This window comes from Streptomyces sp. NPDC086989 (assembly GCF_044745505.1).
GTDB lineage: Bacteria > Actinomycetota > Actinomycetes > Streptomycetales > Streptomycetaceae > Streptomyces.
Genome location: NZ_JBIVAL010000003.1, coordinates 642,429 through 648,428, shown reverse-complemented (window position 1 = coordinate 648,428; position 6,000 = coordinate 642,429). Strand labels below are relative to the sequence as shown.

The following is a 6,000-nucleotide window of genomic DNA, read 5'->3' as shown; positions in this document are numbered from 1 at the left end:
AAGGAACGGACGCTTCCTTTGTACTCACCCTCGCGGGCTTTCCTCCGGGCTTTCGTTCTTCTTTCTTGCGTTTCCGACTCTATCAGACTCTTTCGGGCCTGACCCCCAGTCAGCGGGGTTTGTCTTCCGGGCTGTTGGGCCCTTCCGACTCCCAGAACTCTAGTGGATTTCCCGGCTGATTCATAATCGGCCTTCGGAAATTCATTCGGGCATGCCGAATACGTTCCCGGTGGGAGATCGTGCTGAGTTGGGTGCCGCAACGAGGCGGCGGGATGCGCCGTCGCCAAAACCTTCCGGCTCTGGGACAACTCGAAGAACCTTACGGACTGGTGGAGTCCGTGTCAACCCCGCCGCTCACGGCCTGGTCAGCTCGGCGACTGGAGGTCTTCGACGCGGTCCAGGAGCCGGGTGAGCATGTCGCCCAGCACGCCGCGCTCCGCCGTGGAGAGGTCCTGGAGGAGGTCCTCCTCGAAGACCGTGGCCGAGCGCATCGCGTCGAGCCACTTGCTGCGGCCCTCGTCCGTGAGCTCCACGATCACGCGGACCCGGTTGGACTCGTCCCGCTCGCGCGTCACCAGTCCCTCCGCCGTCATGCGGTCGATCCGGTGGGTCATCGCCGCCGGCGTGAGGCCCAGCTGCTTCGCGAGCTCGCTCGGGCCCATCCGGTACGGGGCTCCGGAGATGACGAGGGCCTTGAGGACCTCCCACTCCGCATTGCTGATGCCCAGAGCGGCGGTCTGGCGTCCGTACGCGACGTTCATGCGGCGGTTCAGTCGGCTGAGCGCCGAGACGACCTTCTCGACCTGCGGATCGAGGTCCTGGAACTCGCGCTGATAGACGGCGATCTGCTCGTCGAGGCTCGGCTCGTGGACGGGCGCGGTGCCGTCGGGGGTGTCACCCATGTTCGAAGTATCGCATGTGCTCGTTGGCGTCTAACTCCTTCGATGTGTAGAGTTAAGCATCGAAGTTTAGGTGTGAAGTCTTCGGGCTTCAGTTCTCAAGGCAGGTGAGAAGTGACCAAGGTGATGGGCGCTGCGATGCGGCGGATCCAGGCCGGCAACGCGTTGACCGCGTTCGGCATCGGTTTCACGGTTCCGTTCCTCTACATCTACGTGGCGCAGGTGCGAGGTCTGGGTTCCATGGCGGCCACGAGCGCGTTCGTGGCCTTCGCCGTGAGTGCCCTGGTCGCGCTGCCCCTCACCGGTCGGGTCATCGACCGCCGGGGTCCCGTCCCCGTGGTCATCGGCGCGGCCGTCGCCGCCTCGGTGGGCGCGCTGTCGCTCGGGCTGTCCACCGGCATCGTGCCGATCCTGCTGTCCGCCCTGGCGCTCGGCGCCGGGCAGGCCGTCATGCAGCCTGCGCTGGCGACGATGATCGTGTGGTGCTCGACGCCGGGCACCCGGACGCGTGCCTTCGCGCTCCAGTTCTTCATGCAGAACCTGGGTCTGGGGATCGGCGGGCTCATCGGCGGTCAGATCGTCGACGAGAGCCGGCCCGCCAGCTTCACCCTGCTCTTCGGCATCGAGGCCGTGATGTTCCTGGTCCTGGCCGGGGTCATCCTCACCGTGCGGATGCCGCACGCTCCGAGCATCAAGGACGCCGTGCCGCGGGGCGAGTCCGGGACGGGCGGTGCCTGGAAGCGGCTGCTGGGCCACAAGGCCATGGTGAAGCTGCTGGTGCTGGGCTTCGTGATCTTCTTCGCCTGCTACGGGCAGTTCGAGTCGGGTCTCGCCGCGTTCGGCACCGAGGCGGCCGGGATCACCCCGTCCACGCTCGGTTTCGCGCTGGCCGCCAACACCGGTGCCATCGTCGTGGCGCAGTTCGTCGTGCTGAGGCTGGTCGAGAAGCGCCGCCGGTCCCGGGTGATCGCGCTGGTCGGCCTGATCTGGACCGTGGCGTGGGTCATCGCCGGGTTCTCGGGGCTGGGGCACGGCAGCGCGATGATGGCCGCCGCCGCGTTCATCACCACGTACGCGCTCTTCGGAATCGGTGAGGCGATGCTGTCGCCGACGCTGGCGCCGCTGGTGGCCGACCTGGCGCCGGAGGGTTCGGTGGGCCAGTACAACTCTGCGTTCGCGCTGGTCAAGCAGATGGCGCTGGCGCTGGGTCCGCTGGGTGTGCCGCTGGGTGCGGGAGTGCCGATGCTCTACATCGGGGTGTTCATCGCGGTGTCGCTGGGAATCGCGGGGCTGGCGCTGCGGCTCGGCGGGCAGCTGAGCCCGGTGCAGGACAAGCCGTCGCTGCTGAAGGGCGACGTGGTGGCGGTGGTCGTGCCGGCTGCCGAGCCGGAGCGCGTTCCCGCGTAGCGGACGCCCCGTACGGGACGCGCAGTACAAGCAGTACAAGAGGAAGGCCCGGTCCTGGTGGACCGGGCCTTTCGCATGGGCGGGCCCGGTTATTTGTCGGGCAGGGCGAACTCGCACCAGACGGCCTTGCCGCCGCCCGGGGTGCGGCGGGAGCCCCAGGCGGAGGCGATGGTCGCGACGATCGAGATGCCGCGGCCGGTTTCGTCGGCGGGTTCGGCGCGGCGGCGGCGCGGGAGGTGGTCGTCCCCGTCGGTGACCTCGATGATCAGGCGTCGGTCGGTGCGGCGCAGCCGCAGCCGCATGGGCGGGGTGCCGTGCTGGAGGGAGTTCGCGACGAGCTCGCTCGCGGCCAGGACGCCGAGGTCGCACAGTTCGACCGGGAAGCGCCAGGAGGCGAGGACTCCGGAGGCGAAGGCGCGGGCGCGGGGGGCGGCCTCGACGCCGCCGAGGAGTTCCAGGGCGGCATTGTGGAAGAGCTCGGCGTCGGCTCCGGTGCGGCTCGGCTGCTGGAGGACCATCACGGCGACGTCGTCGTCGTGGTCGGCGTCCACGCCGAGGGCGCGCATCAGGCGGTCGCAGATGACGGCGGGGGTGCCCTGGGCGCCGGAGAGGGCGCGTTCGAGGGCGGCGACGCCTTCGTCGATGTCCTCGCCGCGGCGTTCGACCAGGCCGTCGGTGTAGAGGACGGCGGTGGAGCCGGGGCCCAGTGCGATGGTGCCCGAGGTGTGCAGCCAGCCGCCGGTGCCGAGCGGCGGGCCGGTGGGGTCGGCCGCGCGGCGTACGGTGCCGTCCTCGTCGCGGACCAGGATCGGGAGGTGGCCGGCGGAGGCGTACGCGAGCAGGCCCTCGTTGGGGTCGTGGACGGCGTAGACGCAGGTGGCGATCTGGCTGGCGTCGATCTCGGCGGCGAGGCCGTCGAGGAGCTGGAGCACCTCGTGCGGGGGCAGGTCGAGGCGGGCGTAGGCGCGGACGGCTGTGCGCAGCTGCCCCATGACGGCGGCGGCGCGGACTCCGCGGCCCATGACGTCGCCGATGACGAGGGCGGTGCGGCCGGCGCCGAGGGTGATGACGTCGTACCAGTCGCCGCCGACGGCGGCCTCGGTGCCGCCGGGCTGGTAGGTGGCGGCGATGCGGAGGTCGTCGGGCTGTTCCAGTTCCTGGGGGAGGAGGGAGCGCTGGAGGGTGACGGCGGCCTCGCGCTGGCGGCGTTCGCTGGCGCGCAGCCGTTCGACGACTTCGGCGTGGTCGGTGACGTCGGCGAGGTGGACGAGGACCCCGGTGTGGTGGTGGTCGGTGTCGCCGTCCGCGGGGGCCTTGGGAAATTCCACGGGGGTGCAGGTGACCGTGTACGAGCTGGCGCCGCCGGGGGTGGTGCGGTTCTTGGCGGTACGCGGCTTGCCGCTGCGCTGGACCTGGTCGAGCAGGGGGAGCAGGCCGAGCTCGCCGAGTTCGGGGAGGGCCTCGTGGGCGGGCGCGCCGGCGGGGCGGGGGCCGAAGCCGGCGGTGTAGGCGTCGTTGACGTAGGCGACGCGGTGTTCGGGGCCGTGGACGAGGGCGACGAGGGCGGGGAGCCGGCCGAGGACCTCTCGTACGGAGAGTTCGTCGGGGGAGGGCACGGCGGCGGGGAGGCCGGGGCCGCTGCCCGGGCCGGCGCCGGTGCCCGTGCCGGAGACCGTGGGGTCCGCGGGGGCGTCGTCGGCGGTCGTGGCCGGGCGGGCGGCGGCGGCGCGGGCTGCCGGGACGGCGCCCTCACCCCGCTTGGCCTGGGCCGCGGCGTGTTCGGACCGGGCGGCGGCGCGGCGCTGCGTTCCGGGAAAACGGGCGCTCCAGCGCGTGAAGTTCACTGCGTTCAAGCCTCGTGGTGTCGCAAGTGGTCGCTGTGCTTCTCGTGGTCGATCGCTGGCCGGTGTCGCTCGGTGGGTCACGGCGGAAGCCACCGTGAATGTCACTGTGTGCAGGGGTGAGCGCACCTATGGTCACACGTCCAGTGTGGCCGACCGCACTGACAACGTCAGCCCTGGCTGTCCTTCGGGGGATTGGGGGCGGGCGGGGGCGGGGGGAATTTGTGGCCGTGTCCGGCGGCGAGTTCGAATTCTGCCCTGGGGTGTTCGAGGGATCCGAGGGAGACGATCTCACGTTTGAAGAGGCCCGAGAGGGTCCATTCCGCGAGCACGCGCATTTTGCGGTTGAAGGTGGGGATCCGGCTGAGGTGGTAGGTGCGGTGCATCAGCCAGGCGGGGTAGGCCTTGAGCTTGCGGCCGTAGATGTGGGCGACGCCCTTGTGGAGGCCGAGGGAGGCGACGGAACCCGCGTACTTGTGGGCGTACTCGGTCAGGAGCTCGCCGCGCAGGGAGGCCAGCAGGTTGTCGGCGAGGACCTTGGCCTGGCGGACGGCGTGCTGCGCGTTGGGGGCGCACTCGCGGCCCTTCTCCTGCGCGGTGATGTCGGGGACGGCGGCGGCGTCGCCGGCCGCCCAGGCGTGTTCGACGCCGTCGACGGTGAGGAAGGAGGTGCAGCGGAGGCGGCCGCGTTCGGTGCGCGGGAGGTCCGAGGCGGCGAGGACCGGGTGCGGTTTGACGCCTGCGGTCCACACGACGGTGCGGGTGGGGAAGCGGGCGCCGTCGCTGAGGACGGCGACGCGGTTCTCGCAGGATTCGAGCCGGGTCTCCAGGCGGACGTCGATGTTGCGGCGGCGCAGTTCGCGGACGGTGTAGACGCCCAGTTCCGGGCCGACCTCGGGGAGGATGTGGTCGCTGGCCTCGACCAGCACCCATTTCATGTCCTCGGGCTTGATGTTGTGGTAGTACCGGGCCGCGTAGCGGGCCATGTCCTCCAGTTCGCCGAGGGCCTCGACGCCCGCGTAGCCGCCGCCGACGAAGACGAAGGTGAGGGCGGCGTCGCGGAGGGCGGGGTCGCGGGTGGAGGAGGCGATGTCCATCTGTTCGATGACGTGGTTGCGCAGGCCGATGGCCTCTTCCACGGTCTTGAAGCCGATGGCGTAGTCGGCGAGGCCCGGGACGGGCAGGGTGCGGGAGACGGATCCGGGGGCGAGGACGAGTTCGTCGTACTCGATTTCCAGGGGGCCGGCGCCCTCGTCCTCGGTGGCGAGGGTGGCGACGGTGGCGGTCCGCTTGGCGTGGTCGATCGCCTGGGCCTCGCCGATGACGACGCGGCACTTGTCGAGGATGCGGCGGAGCGGGACGACGACGTGGCGCGGGGAGATCGAGCCCGCGGCCGCCTCGGGCAGGAAGGGCTGGTAGGTCATGTAGGGCTCGGCGCTGACCACCGTGACCTCGGCTTCGCCGGCTCTGAGTTTTCGCTGGAGCCGGAGCGCCGTGTACATGCCGACGTAACCCCCGCCGACGACGAGGATGCGCGTACGGGGCGGTGTACCGGGGGCCGCGCCCCGGGAGTTAGCAGCCTTCACCACCCCATGACGCAACGTGGCCGGGAGTTTGTCCACAGGCCTGACACATTGTGTGACCGCAGGGAGTGCCAGTACGAGGCTGCCGGGTGGCTTGAGTGGGGGTGGAGTTCCGCAGGTCAGGTGGTGCGGAAGGGGTGATTCCGGAGGCTTGGACCGGAAAAGTGGGGAGGAATGCTCCGATCGGGCGGTGGTCCGTCCGGGGCTGCCTCTTCTGAATTGACTCTGGCTCAACTATGTTCGTATCTCGTCGAGGAGTGAGACCGGGGC

General features: G+C 70.5%; 4 protein-coding genes. 1 reads left to right on the top strand and 3 read right to left on the bottom strand.

Translation table 11 applies throughout. The annotated features are described in order from the left end of the window. Positions 1–365: 365 nt before the first annotated feature. Entirely contained in the window at positions 366–902 is a 537-nt protein-coding gene (locus tag ACIPK4_RS09710) for a MarR family winged helix-turn-helix transcriptional regulator (protein WP_054223518.1), read from the bottom strand. Between the two features lie 111 nt (positions 903–1,013). Between ACIPK4_RS09710 and ACIPK4_RS09705 the strand changes: the two genes are divergently transcribed. Then, a complete protein-coding gene (locus tag ACIPK4_RS09705; protein WP_402310602.1) occupies positions 1,014–2,306 on the top strand; it encodes an MFS transporter in 1,293 nt (430 codons plus the stop codon). A gap of 89 nt (positions 2,307–2,395) precedes the next feature. Here the strand turns inward: ACIPK4_RS09705 and ACIPK4_RS09700 are convergent, their stop codons facing one another. Next, positions 2,396–4,150, bottom strand: coding sequence for a SpoIIE family protein phosphatase (locus tag ACIPK4_RS09700; RefSeq protein WP_402310650.1), 1,755 nt, complete (start codon positions 4,148–4,150; stop codon positions 2,396–2,398). A gap of 167 nt (positions 4,151–4,317) precedes the next feature. Next, positions 4,318–5,736, bottom strand: coding sequence for an NAD(P)/FAD-dependent oxidoreductase (locus ACIPK4_RS09695; RefSeq protein WP_402310600.1), 1,419 nt, complete (start codon positions 5,734–5,736; stop codon positions 4,318–4,320). Positions 5,737–6,000 lie beyond the last annotated feature (264 nt).